The organism is Candidatus Pantoea multigeneris, assembly GCF_011752615.1.
GTDB classification, from domain to species: Bacteria; Pseudomonadota; Gammaproteobacteria; order Enterobacterales; family Enterobacteriaceae; genus Pantoea; species Pantoea multigeneris.
In genome coordinates, this window is sequence record NZ_VWXF01000009.1 from 200,898 (window position 1) to 221,455 (window position 20,558).

Below are 20,558 nucleotides of genomic sequence, written 5' to 3' on the forward strand. Positions count from 1 at the left end.
AAGATCTGCACATCACTCACATGAAGGCGGGGATGGTGGGGAGTAGAGTAAAGCTTCCGCCGCATGGATGCGGCGGCAGAGCCTCCAGGGAGGATTCACGGCGTCTTTACGGCACTCCCCGCCATCTGCGACTGAAACGCACGAATACAACCCGCACCATCTGCGACTGAAACACACGAACCCAACCAGCACCGCGCCAACCTGATACGCACGAACATCACCCTACATGCCCCCCCTCTCACGCAGGATGGTGCTCAACAATCAGTAAGTTGTCGTTCCGCTAGCGGCGCTGATGGTCGCAGTGCTGTCAGTAGTAGCGGCACTCGCATCCGTATTATCTGTGCTGGAGGTATTCACCGCCGTACCTGTCGCCTGGGTGACACTGGACGTTGAGCCAGTCGTTGCTGCTGTCGCCGCTGGGGTGGTTGTAGTTACTGAACCAGAAGTCGTAGCAGCAGGGGTTGTTGTGGTAGTCGTCGCTGTTGAAGCTGGCGTCGTCGTGCTAGCTGCTGGAGCGGTAGTACTGCTCGAAGTACTCGCGGCTGTTGCTGTACCGGATGTGGTCGCGGTGGTACCGGCAGTACTCACGGTTCCGGTTGACGCCGTTGACGCCGTCGCAGGCGTGGTGGCAGCAACCGTGGATGGCGTGGTCTCTCCCGTTGTTGCAGCACCTGCGGTGTTAGCCGCACTCACAGGCTGAGCACTGGACCCGGTGGCCTGCTGCGCTGACACCTGTTCCAACTGAGGCACCGGTAACGGCTCACCTTTTGGCTCTGGGGGTTTTGGTGGCGTCAGCTTCGTCTGTTTCACCAGCTTAAAGCCAGGCGCACGCACAACGCGGTAATCAATCTCTGACAGCTGATTGCTATTCGTATTGATCTTCAATGAGGTAATCGTCACCCGGCCATAGCCGAACAGCGTCTGCACATAGCCGCCGATCTCATGGGAACCTGGCTTGAGATTAAACGAGGTGGTTTGCCCGCCAGGTAATCGCCCCGCTTCTTTGCCATCAATGGTTACAATCACGGGTGAACCGTCGTCGGTACGTGTCACCACATGGGTAATCGACACCTGAGAAGGCCCCTCAAATTGCGAAGCATCACCCGGCGAATGCTGAGCACAGGCGGTGAGTAAACTACTTGCTACCACGGCGGTAAGGGTAAAACGGGAAACCATACGCACTCAATCTCTCTATATTGCCAAAGGCGTAAGTTTAGCAAACTGTGATTTAGCGCAACATATGAGAGTTAACCGAAATTGCGTGAACAGGTGTAAGTGACAACGTCACCTACACCTGCTAAACATTACTGCTGAATACGCACTACGCTCTCTTTCTCACCCGCTTTGGTCGCGGCGATATCGTTCTTCACGGTAACGTATAAAGCGTTGGCTTTGCTGTCCAGCGTCAGACTGTTCGGATGCGGCGGCAGTGGCAACGTCTGCAACCGGTTCAGCGTCTTCGCATCAAACACCGCCAGCGTTCCCTTGCCGTGCTCTTCACGCACACCATTGCGGTTAGTCACATAAATCCGCTGATTCTTCTGATCTAACAACAGACCAATTGGCACCTCATCCGTCTCTGCTGAGGCCAACGTTTTTCCGCTGTCCGCATCGATTGCGTAAAGCTTATGGCCGGTGCTGCGGCGCGTATAGGCTTTATCAAGATAGTGATTACGATACTTATCACGATCAATACCCTGATCAACACCCAGAACGCGATTGCTGGTTGGGTCATACACCAGGTTCAGCAGTTGGTCAGCGTCAATCTCTTTTACCGACGTCAACGCCAGCGTATCCGCATTCAGCGTCATTAACTGACCCTGCATGTTTGAGACAAACACCCGACGGCCCTTCTCATCCAACGCAATCCCCACCGCATAGAAACCGAAACCGGGAATCACTTTCTCCAGCTTACCGGCTTTGGTATCCACCACGAACAGCACGCTCTCAACGCCATAACCCAGTCCCGGCAGAAACAGACGACCGGTTTTCGCATCGAATTTAATCTCGCGGATCTTATAAAGATAATCATCCGTCAGCTTAAAGCGCTTCAACTCTGCCAGCAGGAAATCCAGCTTCTCACCCTGCAATCCTGCCGCACGATAAGCCTGCTCCAGGTTCACTTTATTCTGCAGTGCGATCTCCGCCAGATTGCGATTCGTGGCCGTATCCACCACCCCAACCGCACCATCAAAACCTTGCGTCAGGTATAAACGGTTATCGGCATCATCCAACGCTACGCCAAACCCTTTCACCTTCTGCGGGATCTCTGCTTCAATTTTTAAGGTAGTGGGATCGAGACGTAACACGCGCGACTGCGTCTCCTGCTTCCAGTCTGGTGCGCTAACAAACACCGCCTGCTGCTTGGGACTAAACGCCATCTCCACCAGCGTGGAACTCAACGCGGCGCGGCTAATATCCTGATTGCGAATCGGCGCTTCCGCGCCCTGGGCTCCGCTGGCGACCAGCATCGAGGCCCCCATCAGCAGCGACATCAACGTACGCGGTGAAGTAAATGGTGCAGACATAACCTTATCTCCTTATAAAAGCCTTACTGTGTGACAGCTGACGCCAGAGCCTGAAGCGCAACGGCGTGATTCTCTTCTGCGGCAAAAGCGGCAAACACTCGCTGCACGGTGGCGGCAATTTTCTCCGCCTGATCCGGGGTGTAGTGATCTGTGCGGTACGTCATCTGCACGCGCAGGTTGTCTATGCCATCAATCTGCTCTTCCAACACTTCAAATTGCAGCCCCAGCAACGCTCCCGGTTTATCCGGCTCCACCTGACGGTAGGCCAGCGAGCCTCCGTCCTGCAGTGGGAACTCACCGTTCAGGAGAATGCGGGTGTGAATCTGAATAAACACCTCAAACATATGGTTTTTACGGTCTGAATCCGCACCAAACAGCGCCTCTTCCACCAGATCGATAGGAACATCGCTGTACGGCAGTGAATCATTAATGGTGTCTCTGACCTGATTCACTAATCCATCAACGGTCAACGCCTCACCGAAGCGAATACGGTGTGCCACCACGGTAGTGAAATAGCCGATGGTGTCGAAATAGCTGGCATCATTACGCCCGGAAGTCGAGGTACCGACCAGCATATCGGCCGGTGCGCCTAACAGATGCAAAGCGCTGGTAATACCTGAATAAATAGCGTTAAAACGCGAGGCGTGATTACGTCTGGCTAAGGCATACAAACCATTGGCAACCTGCTCTGGCACCGTAAACTCGACCCAACCCGGCGTAACATCCGCATCGGACGGCTGTGACATCGAATTCACCTGATCAGAGCCAAAAATTGGCTGGCCAACAGGCGCGCCACGCAGGTGTTGCAGCCAGTAATCAAGGTGCGCTTGCTGCAATCCCGAACTCTGCTGCTGCTGTGCGAAACGCTGGAACGGCGGAGGCTGATGCGTCCACGCCGGTTGCTGCCCCGCGGCACGATAGCCATAGGCCTGGCCCAGCTCTTCCATCAGGAGATTCAGCGACCACTCATCCAACACCACATGGTGGAACAACAGCGAAAGGATCTGCTGACCGTTCTGGCGATCACGCAGGAAAGTGGCGCGTAACGGCAGTTCACGCGTCAAATCAAACTGGTAATCACTCACCTGCGCCAGCACCGCCTCCCATTCACCAATAGGTGCCTGATCGGAGTAGCCAAACCACTGATAGTCTGACAGCGCGGCCTCGGCCACCACCTGCTGACGCACGCCATCAGGCTGAGGAATAAACAGCGAACGCAATACGCTATGGCGCACCATTACATCAATAAAGGCCTGACGCAGCGCGTCTTCATCGACCGCATCGAGGAAACGGATGGCAAACGGTAAGTTGAAAATATCGTCGTGATCAAAGGCTTCATAGACTTTCCACAATGAAGCCTGGGCCAGAGAAAGCGGTGCATTGACCAGGTCTGGCTCGGCTGTCGCCGCATTCTCGCTTTGACCGTCGTTCAATGGCTTAGCGCAGGCAGAGAGCGCATCGGCGCTCGGGTGATTAAACAGATCGTTGATATTCACCGCCAGTTGATGCTCGCTCAACAGACGGCCAATCACACGCGTGGCGACTAAAGAGTGGCCACCGTGATCGAAAAAGTCATCGCTGGCACGCATTTCCGGCGCGTTTAACGCACTGCGGAATTCAGCCAGAATCAGGGCGCTGATCGCCGCATCGATATTTCCCGCCGCACTCGCGATCGGTGACGAAATCGCGACAGGTGCGGCCTGCACTTCCCACTCGCTCGCCAGCAAAACATCCGCCGGGTGGGATTGCTGCCACGCGGTTTCAACCGCCTGCATCAAGGTCGCCGCGTCGAGTTGGGCGATTTCATGCAGCACCACACCTAATAACAGGCTGTTATCGGGCTGGCTGAGCAGTAACAGCCGTAACGGAATCTGTTTATCTAATGCTAACGGCTGCGTTTGCGCCGTTTGCAGCCATTCTGCTGCCGCATTCTCATCATCAACCGCCGTGAGGGAAATCGCCCGGGTCACGGCATTCAACGCAAATTTAACGATCCCCTGCTCATCATCAAAGGCATAGCCCACATTAATGGCAGGCGTGTTATGCAGCATATTCTCCAGGGCAACAATCACTTCGCCCACGCTGCGCTGTTCTGTCAGATGCCAGGCACGCAGTGTTTGCAGCGCAGCAGCTTCACCTTGCTGATGGCGAAACCACAGATCCTCTTCCTGCTCACTCAGCGGCGAAAACGCAGGTGCCTCAGCGGCGAAAGCCTGGTCCAGTTTTGCCAATTCACTATCACTGAGCAGTGTATGGAATGCGTCACTCACAGCATTACCTCCTTCTTATCCGCCTTGCGGCAAAAAAACGGGGGCCTAAGCCCCCGGTGAACGGTTAAATCAGAAATCCAGTTCCAGTGCTACGCCATACAAGGCCGCGCGCTGTTGAATCGCAGTATTGATATTGTTGCTGCTGATCATCACGTAACGATCTGAATCGAACAGGTTCTTGGCAAACAACGTGGCGCGTCCACGGGTAAAGGTGTAAGCCAGCTGGGCGTTAGCCGTCCAGTAAGAACCCACTTTGCCGCGTGCATCGTTGTCGTAAGCTGAGAAATACCCATCAGAGAAGGAGACATCGGCACTGACTTCCCAACTCTGCAGGAACTGATATTTCGCTCCGCCATTGGCAGTAAAGTGCGGTGCACGTGCCAACTGATGCCCTTCTACACCGCTGCCACCAAACTCTTTGATTTTGGTATCCAGCAGGCCAATTTTACCAAACAGGTTCCAGTCGAGGCTTGGCGTCCAGTTGGCACCAAACTCCGCACCATAAGTCACCACTTTATCGGCATTACGAATCACCGATGAAGAGGATGACAGGTAGTACGGCAACTGCATGTCTTTGTAATCGTTGTAGAACAGGTTGCTGGTCAGCAGCACATCACCAATCTGATGGCGGCTGTACAGCTCATAGTTCCACACATACTCAGCACCGTAGCTGTAGTTGGTGTAAGGCGCTGCGAGGGTGATCCCGGCACCACCGGCGTTGTAACCGCGCGCAATACGTGCACCGTAGGTCTGCATATCGGTCGGTTTCCATGCCAGGTCGACCTTCGGCAGGAACACGTTGTACGTGTCATCAAAATCAAGACGTACGCTGCCGCTGCCGCCGTTACGGGTGCGGTGTTCACGCTCCAGTCGGCTGGAACCGGTCAGGTCGATGGTTGGCGTCAGTGAATAGGTTAACTCACCGTAAGCCGAGGCCGTTTTGGTCTTATCTTCGAAGGTTGAACCGCCAAACAGATAGACATATTCGTCCTGGCTGGCATCGAAGTAGCGCAAACCAGCAAGCCCGCGCACCACGGTATCCCGGTCACCAAAGTGGACTGACGGCTCTACCTGAAGTTCATGCCCTTTGATGTGGGCATAAGGCAAGCTGTAGCCGGTGTAGCGATTAACGTTGAAGCCGGTATAACCGATGTTGTTCTCGACTTTTAACGTCTGGGTTGGCTCCCAAGCCACGTTCCAGATACCGCTGTTGGTATTGCTTTTGAATACCGGGCGACGGTAGTCATAGCGGGCGCTGGAAGGATCGACCAACGGGTCATTCGATTCGTTCTGCGGTGAACCGTTGTCGGCGTGGTTAAAGGTAAACAGCGAGGTGAAATCACGCCAGTTTTCCGGGTTATACAGCAGTTTGGCTCGTGCGGTGGTGGTCTGCACTTCACGCGGATCGCCTACCGGCTGATAGGAAGGCATATCCACATCGCTGCGGCGCTTCTGACGCTCAGCGCTCACACGCAACGCTAATTGCTCATCCACAATCGGCACGTTAAACATCGCCGCCAGTTGTGAAGAGTTATAGTTACCAAAACCGCCTTTAAAGGCACTTTCAGTATCGAACGTTGGATTTTTGCTGGTCATGACAATCGCACCAGCGATGGCGTTGCGTCCCTGAATGTAACTTTGTGGGCCAAGGAACACTTCCACCCGATCCATATCCCACAGCGACGGCGAGCTGTAAGCCTGCTCGTTGTAGGTCAGCGAGCGGCCATCCACTGACAGGCCAAGACGTGGGCGGGTGCCGCTAAGAAACGCGCCCGCGCCGGTGCTCGGTCCCGATCCATCAATACCACGTACGGTCGGCAGATCGTTACCGGTGCCGGTATCGACCACGTTCGCGGTCATGCGCAGCAGGTCAGAGACCTTGGTGGCATTCGCCATCGATTCAATGCGTTTTTGGTCGAAGACTTCCACGCTCGAACCGGTGTCGAAAATCGTACGGTCACTCTTCTCGCCCGTTACGATCAGCGTTTGATCTTGTTGTTCTTTTTTCTTGCTGTCAGGGGTCTGAGCAGCGGGTTGTGTTGTTTCGGTGGTGTTGGTTTCAGCCGCAATAACGCTGCCAGGCAGCAACGTGCAAAGTCCAAAAACCAGAGTGGAAAACGCGCTAGCTGTGTGTCGTTTTGTCACTGCAAAATGTCGAACCTGAGCCGCAGAGAGCTTGCCCATTTATCTTATCTCCTTCATCCCAGAGGGTAAAAAACGCGCATGTTTTTTCAATAGATAAATCTTGCCGGGGCTCACATTTCACAACTGAACAGGGCGGGCTTCCCGGCCTCGCTTTCCCCTGCTCTAAACCTGACAGAACACCGCTTTTCTTGTCCCAAAAAGGCAGTTTTTTGCCTGTCACGGTAAAAAATTGTTAGCAACGATAATGTTTACATTTTCTGAATGCAAATCATTATCACGATCATGTAAAAAAATAATCTCACAATGTAATCACACGAAATGAGAAAACCTCTTACAAATGAGAAAATAAAGATAAAAATCAACCAATTAAAAATTGGCAATGTGTGTTAAAAGTGAATTAAATATTTCCAGATGTTTTTGCCTTACAAATCCCTCACATTTTGCGGGATAATGATAATCGTTTTCATTTGAAATTTTATGACATATATTCTTGCAGTTTATGATTCAGGATGAAGAGAGAAACAACGATGAAAGCGTTAACAACGATGCAAGCCGCCTATTGGGTTGGACGTCAAACCGATGGCCCGCTGAGTGGCGTTGCCGCGCACCTTTACGCTGAATTCGACCGCGAAGGGATGCAGGTTGCCCCGTTGGAGAAGGCGGTCCGTGCCCTGTTTCAACACCACCCGGCGCTGCGTTTACAGGTAAGCCAGGCGGGTGAGCAGAGTATTGCCCCGCTTAACGAGCACCACTGCCTGCAACTGGATGACTGGCGAACAGAAAGTGCCGACGCGATTGCGCAAGGCCTTGAAAGTAAGCGCTATGCAAAAAGCCAGCAAAAACTGGCGCTGGACCAGGGCGTGGCCTGTGAAATCAGCCTGACGCTACTGCCAGACAATCGCAGCCGTTTACATATTGATGTCGACATGATCGCCTGCGATGGCGTGAGTTTTCGTATTTTAGTTGAAGCGTTGGCGCACTATTATCATCAACTGCCGCAACCGCCGCAGGATTTACAGGCGTCACAATGGCTTCAGTATCTGGCGCTTAACACCCCTGATGCTGAACGTCGCAGCCGGGCGCGTATCTGGTGGCAGTCGCAACTGGCCACTATGCCACCAGCGCCGCGTCCGCTGGCAGCCCCTGGCCCCTGTCGCAGCAACCGGCTGGCACTACAACTCTCCGCCTCCCACTCCGCCCAGCTTAGTCGGCTGGCGCGTCAGCATCATCTGACCCTTTCTGCCCTGTTTTTGGCGCTTTTCGCCCTTACCGTGAGTCATGGCTGGAAGATGACGCGTTTTCGCCTCAATGTGCCGATGTTCTTCCGTGAACCGCTGATGCCTGCGGTGGATAACATCATTGGCGATTTTTCAGAAGTGTTGCTGCTGGCGGTTGAGATTCGTGCTGGCGAATCGCTGGTGGCTTTCACTCAGCGCCTGATGGCACAACTGGCCGAACTGATTAGCCATGCGGATTACCCTGGCGTCAGCGTGGCGCGCGATCTCTCCCGGCTACACGGCAACGTGCAGTCAACGCCAATCGTGTTTACCGCTGGCTTTGGCATTCAGGGTCGCACGCTGTTTTCTCCGCAGGTCAAACAGACGTTGGGTGAGCTGAACTGGGTGATTTCTCAGGGGCCGGAAGTGATGCTGGATGCGCAAGTGGCGCACCATGATGATGGCATCTTGATCAACTGGGATGTGCGCGAAGATGCCTTCCCGGCGGGCACACTGCCACGCTTACTGGCGTGCTGGCGGCAGCTACTGCATCTCACTGCCTGGCATCAACCGGGTATGACACTGCCGGTAGGACAATTACTGGCGCGCGCTACCCCTCAGGCATGGCAACAGCAGCAACCGCTGCGCGATCTGCTTTTGCGCCTGTTGAGCCGCATGAATATTCAGACCGACGCAGAAGCAGATTTGCGCCGGTTCGATCTCAGCCCAGAGACGTTAATGCCACTGCGGCAAGTGCTGGAAAAATACCTGAGAGTCAGCCTTAGCGAGAGCGATATAAGTGACACCGTCACTATTGCAGCGCTGGCAGCGGAAATCCACGCGCGTCAGCCTGCCAGCCCGCAGGCTGCGGAGAAATTGCTGGCCGCACTTGCGGCATAACACCGTTTATCAGAACCACCACAGGAATCAACATGGAAAGTGTTTTAACGCCTTTGCAACAGGCTTATCTGCTGGGCCGTAGCGATCGCTGGTCACTGGGCGGCATTGCAATGCATGATTTCCGCGAGTATCGCGGCCAACAATTAGATGTGGATCGCCTGCAACAGCGCCTGCTGGAGTTAATACAGCATCATGATGCCCTGCGTACCTGTATTGATCCGCTGCGCCTGACACAACGGGTGCTGCCAGAAGCCCGGCTTAATTTTGAGTTATTCGATTACACCACATTACCTGTCGAAGCGGCCGAGCAACGGCTGGCTGCCCTGCGTGAACGTTATGCGCATATGTGTCACGATCCGCAGCAGCCGCTGTGGGGCGTTGCGGCGGTGAAGCTTCCCGCCAGTTGCGCACTTCCGTGTGTGGTGTTCACCAGCTTCGACGCACTGATCCTCGATGGCCCCGGCATCGGTGAAATTACGGCCCGTCTGTTTGACGACCAACCGCTGAAACCAGTGCTGGCAGCCGCCGCCCCCGTGACCTTTAGCGAGCAGCAGCGTCAGGCCGATGCCGCCTGGTGGCAGCCACGTTTACAGGCCATGACCACGCCCGCCGCGCTTCCGTGGCAGGTACCGCTGGCCCAGGTAAAAGTGGCTCAGTTCCGTAGCCAGCAGGTGCGCATTCCGCGTGAGCAGTTGCGCAAAGTAGGCCGCCTTGGCTCCGCCGAGGGGTTGATGCGTAACAGTGTGTTATCCGCGCTGATTCTCGATACGCTGGCGTTCTGGAGTAGCGACAGCGAGATCTGCGTAGGCGTGCCGGTGGCTTTTCCTGCCGCCGATAATGCCTTGAGTAATCAGTCCAGCTTTATTGCCGTGCGCTATCAGCGCACTGACGCCACCTCACTGGCAGCGCGGGCGCAGGCGTTCCAGGAAGATGTCCTGCGTTCGCTGGATCATCTGGCCTTTTCGGGTGTGGACTTGTCACAGGCGTTGAGTCAGCAAGCCCAGGGAGGCCCGGCGCTGCCGGTGATCATTACTAACTGCCTGAGTTGGGAGACGCTGTCCGCCGCAGGCGACATGCATTATCACCACGGGCTGACCCAGACACCCCAGGTCGCAATTGATATTCGTCTGATGCTGGATGAGCAGAAGAATTTGCTGATCCGCGTTGATTATGTTGAACAGGTGCTCTCCGCCAGCCTGATTACCCAGTTTATGACGGCGCTGGAGCAGCGCTTCCAGGCCAGCAGCCAGCAGGAAACGCTGGAGTTGCCTGCGGCGCAGTTCATCGACTATCGCCACTATCAGCGTAATACCCCAGAGAGCAGCGCGGTGCAGGCTCCCTGGCTGGAGCAACTGAGCCAGCGACTTTTCAACGCAACCGCGTCGGAAACCGCATTGATTTGCGACGACCAGCGTTGGAGCTATCACCAGTTAGGTGAGCAGGTGAAGCAGTTGATGGCCGCCCTGCAACAGGGAGATGTTCAGGCGGGGGAAGTGGTTGCCATTTGCCTGCCACGCGGGCCACAGCATATCAGTCTGGCCTTGGCCTGCGTGTTACAAGGTATCGTCTGGGTGCCCATTGATATCAATTCGCCGGAAGATCGTCGTGCCTATTTGCTGGAGAACTGCCAGCCAGCGTTGGTGATTCATCACGGCCAACTGAATAGCGGCGTGACGTTTGAAGCACTTCTGCACTCCGCGGCACCTCCTGCACGCCTGCACGATAGCCGCTGGTTGCAGACACGCAGCCTGAGCGAGGATGCCAGTTACTATCTTTACACGTCCGGCACAACCGGCAAGCCAAAATGTGTGGTGCTAAATAACCGCGCCACCGGCAACGTGATCGCACAGACCGTGCAGCGCTGGCAGGTCAGCGCCCAGGATGTTCTGATTTCAGTGACGCCCCCTCATCACGATATGTCGATGTTTGATCTGTTCGGCGCACTGTGCAGTGGAGCCACGCTGGTGCTCCCTGCTGCGCATCAGGAAAAGGATGCGATTAGCTGGAATCAGCTGATTGAGCGTTACAGCGTCACGATTTGGTGTTCAGTGCCAGCGATGCTGGAGATGCTGCTGAGTTGCAAAACCGCGACCAGCCTGGCTTCACTACGTCTGGTGGCGCAAGGTGGAGACTATATTAAACCCGCCACCGTGGCACTGCTGCGCACGCTGCGGCCAGATATTCAGCTCTATTCACTCGGTGGGCCGACGGAGACCACGATCTGGAGCATCTGGCATCCCATCGGTGAACATGAACACGGCACCGTGCCTTATGGTGAGCCGCTGCAGGGCAATCAGTACTTTATTTGCCATGCCGATGGTAGCCACTGCCCGACAGGCGTGGTTGGTCGAATTCACACCAGTGGGGTAAATCTGTCGCTGGGTTATCTCACCGACGGCGAGTTACATCAGCAGGATTTTGTCGAGGTGATGCAGCCTGATGGCACGCCGGTGCGCACTTTCAGAACCGGCGATCAGGGTTATTACCGCGACGATGGCAATATTATGTTCGCCAGTCGTATTAACGGTTACGTGAAGATTCGCGGCGTCCGCGTTTCCCTGCCGGAAATCGAAGAAGCCCTGGCTGCAAACAGTGCGATTCGTGACATCGTGGTGGTGGATTATGTGGATGCCAGCAGCGGAGATACCTGTCTGGGGGCATTTTACCTGAGCGAGACGCAGCAGCCGATGAGCCAGGGCGAGCTGCGCCGTTGGGCCAGCCACTGTCTGCCTTCGACCCATACGCCTACCCGGTTTATCCACGGCACAGCATTACCGTTGTCCGCCAACGGTAAGACCGATCGCCATCAGATCCGCGCCCAATTTAGCCAGCCCGATGCCGCTGCCAGCCCCGATCTGAGCCAGCAGATTATCGCCTGCTACGCGAGTGTGATCGGCAAGTCAGTAGAGGCGAGCTGGAATGATGAGACACCGTTTTTAGCGCTCGGATTGACCTTGCCACACCTGCGAGCGGTGGCGCAGAAGTTAAACCTGGCCACGGAGCGCCCGCTGACCGTGGGGCAGTTACTGCCGTGCAAAAATGTGGCTGACGTGAAGCAGTTACTGCGTAGCTAAGCCGCGATTAAGCGTTATACGACGATGTGATAATTCAAGGAGAGTGATATGTCGCACACCGTTCTTAGCACCGAATGGCTACCGCTGACCTCTGCACAGCTCGATTTCTGGGAAGAGTACCGTCTCCATCCGCAGCAGACTTTTGCCACTGTGGCCCACTGTACCCGTTTTAGCGGTGCGGTGGATGTGGCACTGCTGGCGCGGGCCATTAGCCTGACGTTGCAGGAAGTCGCCGCATTTAGCCTGCGTTTTAATTCCGCTGCCGTGCCGGATCAGGCGCAGCAGCGGCTGGATTCATGCGCGAGTCCCCACCTTCAGTTGATCGATTTACAGCAGCAGCCGCACGGAGAGCGGCTGGCAATGCAACAGATGCGGGAGGATACGCAACGCGTGGCCGATCTCACCGGGGCGGACATTACACATAGTGGGTTGTTTGTTATCAGCCCTGAGCGTTGTTTATGGTATTTGCGTACTCATCACATCATGGTGGATGGGTATGCGATGGCGCTGATTGAACACCGTGTCGCAACCCATTACAACGCGATGCGTAATAATACCGCTGCCGGTGCGGCGCTGGGCTGTTTCCGCACTTTCCACGCCGAGGAGCAGGCCTACCCAACGTCCGATCGTGCTGTAAAAGATCGCCTTTTCTGGCAGCAGGCACTGCCGGATATCTCTTCACTGCCGCAGGTGAAAAAAGGCGATGCGGCTTATGGCCAGCGTGCGTTGAGCAGTAGCCAGCCGATCGCGGCAGCGCTGAGTGAGCCGTTGGTGCAGTTGGCCGCGGATTACGATCTGAGTTGGCCAGATGTGCTAATCGCCCTTTCCGCTGCCTGGCTGTTTGAGGTCGTGCCGCCCGCGAAGATGCAGCAGGATCAGCGGGTGATGTGGATGCCGGTGATGAACCGCCGGGGTTTTGCCGCTGCGTCTGTTGCCGCGCTCGCGGTGAATACGGTGCCGATGCAGGTGGTTTTAACCCCCGAGACCCAACTGGCGGATTATCTGCCTGCCATGGTGCAGCAGCTGAAGCGTCTGCGCCGTCACGCAGGTTATCGTCTGCGTCAGCTGGGCCAGGATCGCGGTGTTGCGCAGGATCGGCGTTTTTTTGTGTCGCCGTTTATTAACGTGCAGCCGTTTGATGCTCCACACTATCCCGGTATAGATACACAGCGCCAGGTGCTGGCGGGCGGCGCAGGTGATGGTATTAATTTGATTTGGCGCGCCGATGCTGATGGCAGCAATCTCACACTGGATCTGGATATTTTCCGTGCCCATTGTCCGCAGGCGGCCGAAGCGCAGCACTTTGCGCCATCATTGTTGGCTTTCCTGCAACGCGCCGTTCAACCCAGTGCGCAACGGATGCCGCTTGCGACGCTCAGAGAGCTTAATAACCGGGTTATTTTTTCGCATGTAACGGCTTAGCGGAGTGTGGTGAGCATCGCCGATGGCATGGGTGGTGTTCGTGCGTTTCAGTTGAGATGGTGCGGGCTGGGTTCGTGCGTTCCAGTCGCAGATGGTGGGGGCTGGGTTCGTGCGTTCCAGTTGCAGATGGTGGAGGCTGGGTTCGTGCGTTCCAGTCGCAGATGGTGGAGGCTGGGTTCGTGCGTTCCAGTCGCAGATGGTGGAGGCTGGGTTCGTGCGTTCGAGTCGCAGATGGTGGGGAGTGCCGTAAAGACGCCGTGAATCCCTCCCTGGAGGCTCTGCCGCCGCATCCATGCGGCGGAAGCTTTACTCTACTCCCCACCATCCCCGCCTTCATGTCAGTAATGTGCAGAACATCGTCCGTGCGGTTTGTAGCTACCCAACTCACATTGATTGCCGAGCGTGCTCCCTCTCCCGCTTGCGGGAGAGGGTTGGGGTGAGGGAAAACCTGCTGCGTTCTGTACCCTCTCCCTGAAAGGGAGAGGGAATATACGGCACAGTTATCACATGCATCACCGAACTGGCTCCCTCTCCCACTTGTGGGAGAGGGCTGGGGTGAGGGAATGCCTGCTGCGAGCAACACCTTCGTCCAGATCCAGCACACTGGCTGAAAAGGGACTACCCTCTGTAGGAACCGCTACGTTTATAACTGGAGGATAAGTATGGAAAATAAAAGGGAGCGCCCTTTAAGCCGAGGTATCAACCACGTTGGGCTAACCGTTCCAGACCTGCAACAGGCCACTGAATTTTTGCAGCAAGCGTTGGACGCAAAATTTATCTATAACGGCCTCACAGACAACGATCCTCCCAGAAAAGGGGCTGATACTGAGCGGCAACTGGGCCTCACATCAGGCTCAATGATTATCAAACAACGCTTATTGCGGATTGGTAATGGCCCCAATCTGGAGCTGTTTGAGATAGTCAGTCAGGAACAGAAACAACCTGCCAGGCTTCAGGATGTGGGCTGGAACCACATTTCGCTGTACGTGGACGATATTCATTACGCAATAGAACGCGTAAAAGCCGCAGGTGGTAAATTTCTTTCTGAGGTGCATGGAAATTCACGCCATGAAGATACCGAAGAGAATGCCAGCGTATACTTTCAGACCCCCTGGGGCAGCCTGATAGAGCTGCAATCCATTCCCAATGGCTATTATTACCCCGACGATAGCGAAGCCAGGGTTTGGCTACCCGAACCCTAAACACAATGGCAGCCCCGGCTGCCTGAAAAACATCGCCAGGACAAGCCACCAGCCAAAAATTACCTACCGACATTCGAGTTGATACCACCGTCAGCGGCACACTGTACAGGCGCTGGGGCGGTATCCACATAACGGGGTTTGATGCCTACAGATTTATCACAATTTGCGTCAGCAGGTTCCACGCATCATCTTCTTTAGGGGTGACGGAGGGGTGATGCGTCCAGGCCAGTTGATTGGTCCAGTACACGCCATTGCTGACGCGCAGCGTATAGGCGGTTGAAGCCGTGGTGCTGTAGCTCTCTGCGCTGCTGCCGTGCCGTTCGTAATAAGCCTTCGCATCCTTACTGAATTTATTCCAGGCCAGACCAAACGACAGCATATCCATTGGACGACTATCAAACGGACCAATACTGAACAGCGTCAGCGAGGCATCCTGCGTGAAGACATTGCGATCTTGCGGTGCATAGTTTGTTTTTCCGTCAATATACCATCCTCTGAACGGCAGGCTGGCATCCGGCTGGCTGAGCTGATGAGTGGCCGCCAGGTAGTGAGACCAGGTTTCCTTCCTATCCTGCCCGGAGTTGTAGTCGAAGTACGGTGTCTTATTGTAGACCGACCCACCGCGCAGCCACGTCATGTGTTCTGACTCACTGGCATTAACGCGATAACCGATTTCGTTAATTAACAGCGTTCCTGCGTTCGGGACCTGCCAGCGCAGTCCGTAAGTATTGTATTTCGAATCCGCTCGTAGCCCGTCCGAGCTTTGGCTGCGGGCTACGCCAATATGATCGTACCAGCGCTGATCCTCAGACTGAAAACGAATATCCATGCCCGGGCTGGGTTTCAGGCTGGTCAGCCCAGCCTGGCTCAGCATCACGCTGGTGGGTCCGAGCGCCGAAGACGCGGTACTGCTGCCAAGATACAGCCCGTAGAAATGCGTCAGCCAGGCCGAATAGCCGTAATGCAAGATCACCCGGTTGTTGAATAAAGGCTGATAGACAGACAGATCGCTGATGGCAACATGCCCGTCCTGACCGTTGCCTTTGAAATTGTTATAGGCGTACATCGCCCCAAGGTGTAGCTGGGCACCCTCGCCCATGCCGATACGCGCCAGATCCCAGGTGAGATCCGCGCTTAGTGCGTTACCGGTGGTCAATCGCTGACCCACATAATTCGGCTCATTTTTCCAGTTACCGGCCACGTCATAGGTCAGGTTGGTTAACAGCTGCACCTGAGCGTATAAGCCATAATCGGCCATATCCTGTCGTAGTCCGCCCCATTCGGGAGAGATCGTGTCACAGACTGAACCAATAGTGGGCGTCTCAGGTCCTTTAGGCAGCATTTTATCGAACCGGGAACAGTCATCAGCGGCCTGCGTCAGGGGTGCCAACGACAGCAGCAGTGACGTCAGCAGCAGCTTATTGCGCATTTTTATCTCCCTGCACCAGATTGGCACCCGCGCTGGCGATCACCTGCTGATACCAGCCGAAGCTCTGTTTGCGATGGCGTTGCAGGGTGCCCTGTCCCCGATCGTCGCGGTCTACATAGATGTAGCCATAACGCTTTGACATTTCTGCCGTTGAGGCGCTCACCAGGTCAATTGCGCCCCAGCTGGTGTAACCCAGAACCTGTGCACCATCGGCAATCGCTTCGCGGACCTGAACCAGATGGTCATTCAGATAGGCAATGCGGTAGTCGTCACGGATGCTGCCATCCTCCTCAATCCGGTCTTTTGCACCCAGCCCGTTTTCAACGATAAACAGCGGTTTCTGATAGCGATCCCAGAGCATATTCAGCAGATAGCGGATGCCAGCCGGATCGATCTGCCAGCCCCACTCCGACGCTGTTAAATGCGGGTTAGTAATCAGATTTAAAATATTACCGGTGACTTTATGCTGCTCTGGATCGGCACTGGCGCAACTGCTCATGTAATAGCTGAAGGAGAGGAAATCCACCGTTTCGCGTAGGTCTTCCCGATCCTGAGGAGTGATTTCCAGCAGGACGTTTTGCTGCTCAAAGTGGCGCACCATAAAGCTGGGGTACTCCCCGCGCGCCTGAACGTCGAAGAAGAACAGCCACTCTCGTTCTTTACGCTGCGCTTCCAGCACATCGTCAGGATGGCAGGTTAGCGGGTATTGCGGCATGGCCGCCACCATGTTGCCAATTTTTGCATCCGGGATAATGCGATGGCAGGCTTTGACCACCCGTGCGCTGGCAACCAGTTGATGGTGGACCGCCTGATAAACGTCCTGCGGGCTACTGCCTTCCGGCAGGCCCAGCGGCCCGAAATGGGCGAACAGCGCGGCGTTGATTTCATTAAAGGTCAGCCACCATTTGACCTTGTGCTGATAGCGTTCAAATACCGTGGTGGCATAGCGTTCGAACAAGGTAATCGTCTGCCGGTTTCCCCATCCGCCCAGGTTTTTCGCCAGATGGTAAGGCATCTCGTAGTGGGAAAGCGTAATCAGTGGCTGAATGTTGTACTTGAGCATTTCATCGAACAAGGCATCGTAAAAGGCCAGCCCGGCTTCATTCGGCGTGGTTTCGTCACCGTTAGGGTAGATACGTGTCCAGGCTATCGAGGTACGCAGGGTTTTAAATCCCATTTCGGCAAACAGGGCAATATCTTCGGGATAGCGATGGTAGAAGTCGCTGGCAACGTCTTTGATGTACAACTCACCGGCTGCTCGCTCTGTGGGGGGATAGAGCAGGCCGCGCGTCTGATAGTCTGACGTGGAAAGGCCTTTACCCGCCACGTTAAAAGCACCTTCAACCTGGTTAGCTGCAACCGCACCGCCCCAGAGAAAATCAGTAGGAAATGTTTTTTTCATGTATTAATCCTCATTTTTAGGCCATACCCTGCCCGTCCGGCAGCGCCAGGCAGCCAGGAAGGGAAACGCAGGGTGAAAGGGATGAAACTAAAGTGTTAGCGCGGTGCAGCCGGACGTAGCTCCGCTTGAGGGTCAGGAACCGATCGTGGTATGCCGACCATCCAACTGCTGATAAAGGCGAACAGGAAGGCGACGGCAGAACCGATCACAATTCCCCAAAAACCGGCATCGAGACCTGATGGCGAGATAAAGGACGGGAAGGCAAAAATTCCCAACCCTCCGAAGGCATAGGCAGTGCCGTGGTAATACCCGATAATCGCCCCTCCGATAGCACCGCCCATGCAGCCAAACACAAACGGACGCTTCAGCGGCAGGTTAACGCCATAGATTGCGGGTTCGGTGATGCCGAAAATGCTGGAGAGGAATGATGGCCCGGCAATACGTTTCAACGCCGTATCACGGGTGCGCAACCAGACACCCAGCGTAGCGCCCGCCTGAGCCCAGACCGCAGCCTGAACCAACACAGAAACCGTATCCACACCCGTGGTCATAAGGTTATTGATCATCAACGGTGCCAGTCCCCAATGCAGACCAAAGATCACGCAAACCTGCCACAGTGCGCCAAAGACTGCGCCCGCAAAGGTGGGATTGAGGTGCCAGACCCAGTTATACCCGGTGCCGATGGCGGAACTAAGCTCCGTAGCCAGTGGGCCGATGACGAGGAAGGTGGCCGGTAAGGCAATCGCCAGGCACAAAAAGGGCGTCACGAAGGTGCGGATGGATGCCGGTAACCAACGGTTGAAGCGTTTTTCCAGCCAGCAGCTGAACCAGGCCGCGAGTATCACCGGGATCACCGTTGAACTGTAATTGATAAAAGTAACCGGGATAGCCATAAACGAATAATGCTGTGCCGGATCGGCCTGAGTGGTGTGAAAAGCTTCAATCAGCGAGGGATGAACCATGGCGGCACCCAACACCAGCGTGACCAGCGGATTGCCGCCAAACTTTTTCCCTGCGGTATATCCCAGCAGGACGGGCATAAAGAAAAATACCGCATCACTGGCAGCAAAAAGGATCAGATAGGTGCCGCCCTCTTTATTTATCCAGTTAAACAGTGTGGCAATGATCAGCGAGCCTTTTAATAGCCCTGCAGCCACCAATATCCCCAGCAGCGGTGCGAAGATGCTGGAAATAATATCAATAGCGCCATTTAATACCGCTTTAAACCCACGAGGAGATGAAGTTGATGAGGCGTTATCATCAATACCCTCCTCCTTGTTATTATCAGGAATCAATTCAATAAGCTGATTGTATACTTCACCGACATGGCTACCGATAACCACCTGAAACTGTCCACCACTCTCCACAACGGTAATAACGCCCGCTACCTTCTTTAATTTCTCCGCCTGAGAAAGACTGCCATTTTTCAATTTAAAACGCAGGCGCGTAGCGCAATGAATAACGCTGACAATGTTATCCTTACCCCCTGCACCGTTTATGATCTCAGTACACAAATGGGCATACCCCATAACTTACCTCTTATCAGAATTTCCTGAGAAGGAAATTTTAGGCAAAAAAAAACCTAACTTTCCTTCCCGTTGAACTGATTCGGGAGATGAAGTTAGGTTTTGCTCAACACGCTGATGAAGCGAGAAGATAACAATCCTGTTATGAAAAAATTTATAACCTCAAACTTTCGCTCCGACAAGTGTTTTTCTAAACGTTATGACACTGTGTGAAGCTCTTCACAAAAAATAAGTGTTATTTATCCCCAGTGGAAATTGATATTTTTACCTGCTCAATGTGGATAGTTAGAAACATCAGCTCATCGATCGTCAGCTGATGATCGTGATGCAATTCACTGTATTGGCTGATTTTTATAGCGCACGCATAGGCATCCTTGTATTTATGCTTCACTAAATCCGCCAGTTCAGCATCGCCAGTGGTCAGGTGTTTTTTATCAAGAATACGCTGTGCAAAAAATTTTAGATGGGTGACAAAACGCTGATAGCTTAATGCCGACTCCTGATAGGTAATATCAAAGTGGTAAGCCACCAGGCTTAATATATCTTGCATAAAACGTGTGATCTTCATCGTGTTCTGCATATTATCATTGAGCTGGGCATTGACCAGATGCAAAGCGATAAAACCGGCTTCGTCTTCGGGTAGCAATGTGCCGGTATGCTGATAGATAATCTGAAGCGCGTCTTTTCCGATTGCGTACTCGTGTGGGTAAACTTTCTTGATTTCCCACAGCAATGCATTTTGAATGCTGACATTCTCTGAAAATCGCTGTAGTGCATAGTGTAAGTGATCAACCAGTGAAATTAATAAACTGTCGTGTAGTTTTCCGGGAAGCCGACTACGGGCCAGAGAAATGATCGCTTCCGTGGCAAGAATGCACTCTTTCGAAACCTGGTCCAGTAATGACCTGAAATGATCGCTGTAGGCGTTATCCAGTGAAAACGTTTTTTCAACCTGGGACAAATTAATCTCTTCTCCGGCTTTTTTGTTAAAGCCGATCCCCTTACCCATTAGTACCATTTCCTGCAAATTGTCATCAACCGTGATAACAACATTGTTGTTCAGTATTCGATCTATTTTCATCACAAGCTCCAGAGGGAACAAGGCGGGAGATTTATCCAGAAAAAAAATAAAGGAGTGCCCACCAGAATGTCAATTACCAGGTTGCCGAAGCGCCTGTTGGCCCGCTTCTTTTGTCTTAAGTGCAGGTATTGTCACATTCCAGAAGAGCCCCCCTTCTCTCTCCATCGATGATTTCGGGCTGGTGGCCGGAAAGCCATCGACAATCGCCATAAAGTGCCTGGAAGTGCAGCCGCTGGCCATCTTTTCTTCAAAGGGTACTCCCACCGAAGGAGGTGGGAGGGGAATTTGAATTGACGCGGTAGCGTCAAATATTTCTCAGCCTCGCGGGTTTTGAAAGTACTTTTTCACAACTTCAGGCGGCG

12 protein-coding genes are annotated in these 20,558 nt (G+C 54.2%); 4 read left to right on the plus strand and 8 right to left on the minus strand.

Annotation, left to right across the window (positions count from 1 at the left end; all coding sequences use genetic code 11):
- Positions 1-261: 261 nt before the first annotated feature.
- The 4 genes from F3J40_RS19295 to F3J40_RS19310 all read right to left on the minus strand — a co-directional run bounded on the left by F3J40_RS19295 (position 262) and on the right by F3J40_RS19310 (position 6,982).
- Positions 262-1,176, minus strand: coding sequence for a hypothetical protein (locus F3J40_RS19295; RefSeq protein ID WP_167017192.1), 915 nt, complete (start codon positions 1,174-1,176; stop codon positions 262-264).
- 128 nt (positions 1,177-1,304) lie between these two features.
- Complete coding sequence (locus F3J40_RS19300; RefSeq protein WP_167017194.1) at positions 1,305-2,528, minus strand: YncE family protein; 1,224 nt, start codon at positions 2,526-2,528, stop codon at positions 1,305-1,307.
- A gap of 23 nt (positions 2,529-2,551) precedes the next feature.
- Complete coding sequence (locus tag F3J40_RS19305; RefSeq protein WP_167017196.1) at positions 2,552-4,798, minus strand: condensation domain-containing protein; 2,247 nt, start codon at positions 4,796-4,798, stop codon at positions 2,552-2,554.
- Positions 4,799-4,867: 69 nt separating this feature from the next.
- Entirely contained in the window at positions 4,868-6,982 is a 2,115-nt protein-coding gene (locus F3J40_RS19310) for a TonB-dependent receptor (protein ID WP_167017198.1), read from the minus strand.
- Positions 6,983-7,470: 488 nt separating this feature from the next.
- Between F3J40_RS19310 and F3J40_RS19315 the strand changes: the two genes are divergently transcribed.
- From F3J40_RS19315 to F3J40_RS19330, 4 genes are all read left to right on the plus strand, one after another.
- On the plus strand, positions 7,471-9,060 hold the full coding sequence (locus tag F3J40_RS19315; protein WP_167017200.1) for a condensation domain-containing protein: 1,590 nt from the start codon (positions 7,471-7,473) through the stop codon (positions 9,058-9,060).
- A gap of 32 nt (positions 9,061-9,092) precedes the next feature.
- Positions 9,093-12,134, plus strand: coding sequence for an amino acid adenylation domain-containing protein (locus F3J40_RS19320; protein ID WP_167017202.1), 3,042 nt, complete (start codon positions 9,093-9,095; stop codon positions 12,132-12,134).
- A gap of 48 nt (positions 12,135-12,182) precedes the next feature.
- Complete coding sequence (locus tag F3J40_RS19325; protein ID WP_167017204.1) at positions 12,183-13,556, plus strand: condensation domain-containing protein; 1,374 nt, start codon at positions 12,183-12,185, stop codon at positions 13,554-13,556.
- A 662-nt stretch (positions 13,557-14,218) separates the two neighbouring features.
- Positions 14,219-14,758: a VOC family protein gene (locus tag F3J40_RS19330; protein WP_167017205.1), complete on the plus strand. Its 540-nt coding sequence runs from the start codon at positions 14,219-14,221 to the stop codon at positions 14,756-14,758.
- A gap of 145 nt (positions 14,759-14,903) precedes the next feature.
- Here F3J40_RS19330 and F3J40_RS19335 read toward each other — a convergent pair whose 3' ends face one another.
- The 4 genes from F3J40_RS19335 to licT all read right to left on the minus strand — a co-directional run bounded on the left by F3J40_RS19335 (position 14,904) and on the right by licT (position 20,196).
- Complete coding sequence (locus F3J40_RS19335) at positions 14,904-16,187, minus strand: carbohydrate porin (protein WP_167017207.1); 1,284 nt, start codon at positions 16,185-16,187, stop codon at positions 14,904-14,906.
- A complete protein-coding gene (locus F3J40_RS19340) occupies positions 16,177-17,589 on the minus strand; it encodes a glycoside hydrolase family 1 protein (protein WP_167017209.1) in 1,413 nt (470 codons plus the stop codon). The genes F3J40_RS19335 and F3J40_RS19340 overlap by 11 nt, the downstream gene beginning before the upstream one ends.
- 95 nt (positions 17,590-17,684) lie before the next feature.
- Positions 17,685-19,118, minus strand: a complete 1,434-nt coding sequence (locus F3J40_RS19345) for a PTS transporter subunit EIIC (protein WP_167017211.1) — start codon at positions 19,116-19,118, stop codon at positions 17,685-17,687.
- A gap of 232 nt (positions 19,119-19,350) precedes the next feature.
- Positions 19,351-20,196, minus strand: a complete 846-nt coding sequence (gene licT / locus F3J40_RS19350) for a BglG family transcription antiterminator LicT (RefSeq protein WP_167017213.1) — start codon at positions 20,194-20,196, stop codon at positions 19,351-19,353.
- Positions 20,197-20,558 lie beyond the last annotated feature (362 nt).

Coding starts and splice junctions, on each gene's coding strand:
- F3J40_RS19335 (WP_167017207.1), bottom strand. CDS start 16,187: ATGCGCAATAAGCTGCTGCTGACGTCACTGCTGCTGTCGTTGGCACCC.
- licT (WP_167017213.1), bottom strand. CDS start 20,196: ATGAAAATAGATCGAATACTGAACAACAATGTTGTTATCACGGTTGAT.
- F3J40_RS19295 (WP_167017192.1), bottom strand. CDS start 1,176: ATGGTTTCCCGTTTTACCCTTACCGCCGTGGTAGCAAGTAGTTTACTC.
- F3J40_RS19310 (WP_167017198.1), bottom strand. CDS start 6,982: ATGGGCAAGCTCTCTGCGGCTCAGGTTCGACATTTTGCAGTGACAAAA.
- F3J40_RS19320 (WP_167017202.1), top strand. CDS start 9,093: ATGGAAAGTGTTTTAACGCCTTTGCAACAGGCTTATCTGCTGGGCCGT.
- F3J40_RS19300 (WP_167017194.1), bottom strand. CDS start 2,528: ATGTCTGCACCATTTACTTCACCGCGTACGTTGATGTCGCTGCTGATG.
- F3J40_RS19340 (WP_167017209.1), bottom strand. CDS start 17,589: ATGAAAAAAACATTTCCTACTGATTTTCTCTGGGGCGGTGCGGTTGCA.
- F3J40_RS19325 (WP_167017204.1), top strand. CDS start 12,183: ATGTCGCACACCGTTCTTAGCACCGAATGGCTACCGCTGACCTCTGCA.
- F3J40_RS19345 (WP_167017211.1), bottom strand. CDS start 19,118: ATGGGGTATGCCCATTTGTGTACTGAGATCATAAACGGTGCAGGGGGT.
- F3J40_RS19315 (WP_167017200.1), top strand. CDS start 7,471: ATGAAAGCGTTAACAACGATGCAAGCCGCCTATTGGGTTGGACGTCAA.
- F3J40_RS19330 (WP_167017205.1), top strand. CDS start 14,219: ATGGAAAATAAAAGGGAGCGCCCTTTAAGCCGAGGTATCAACCACGTT.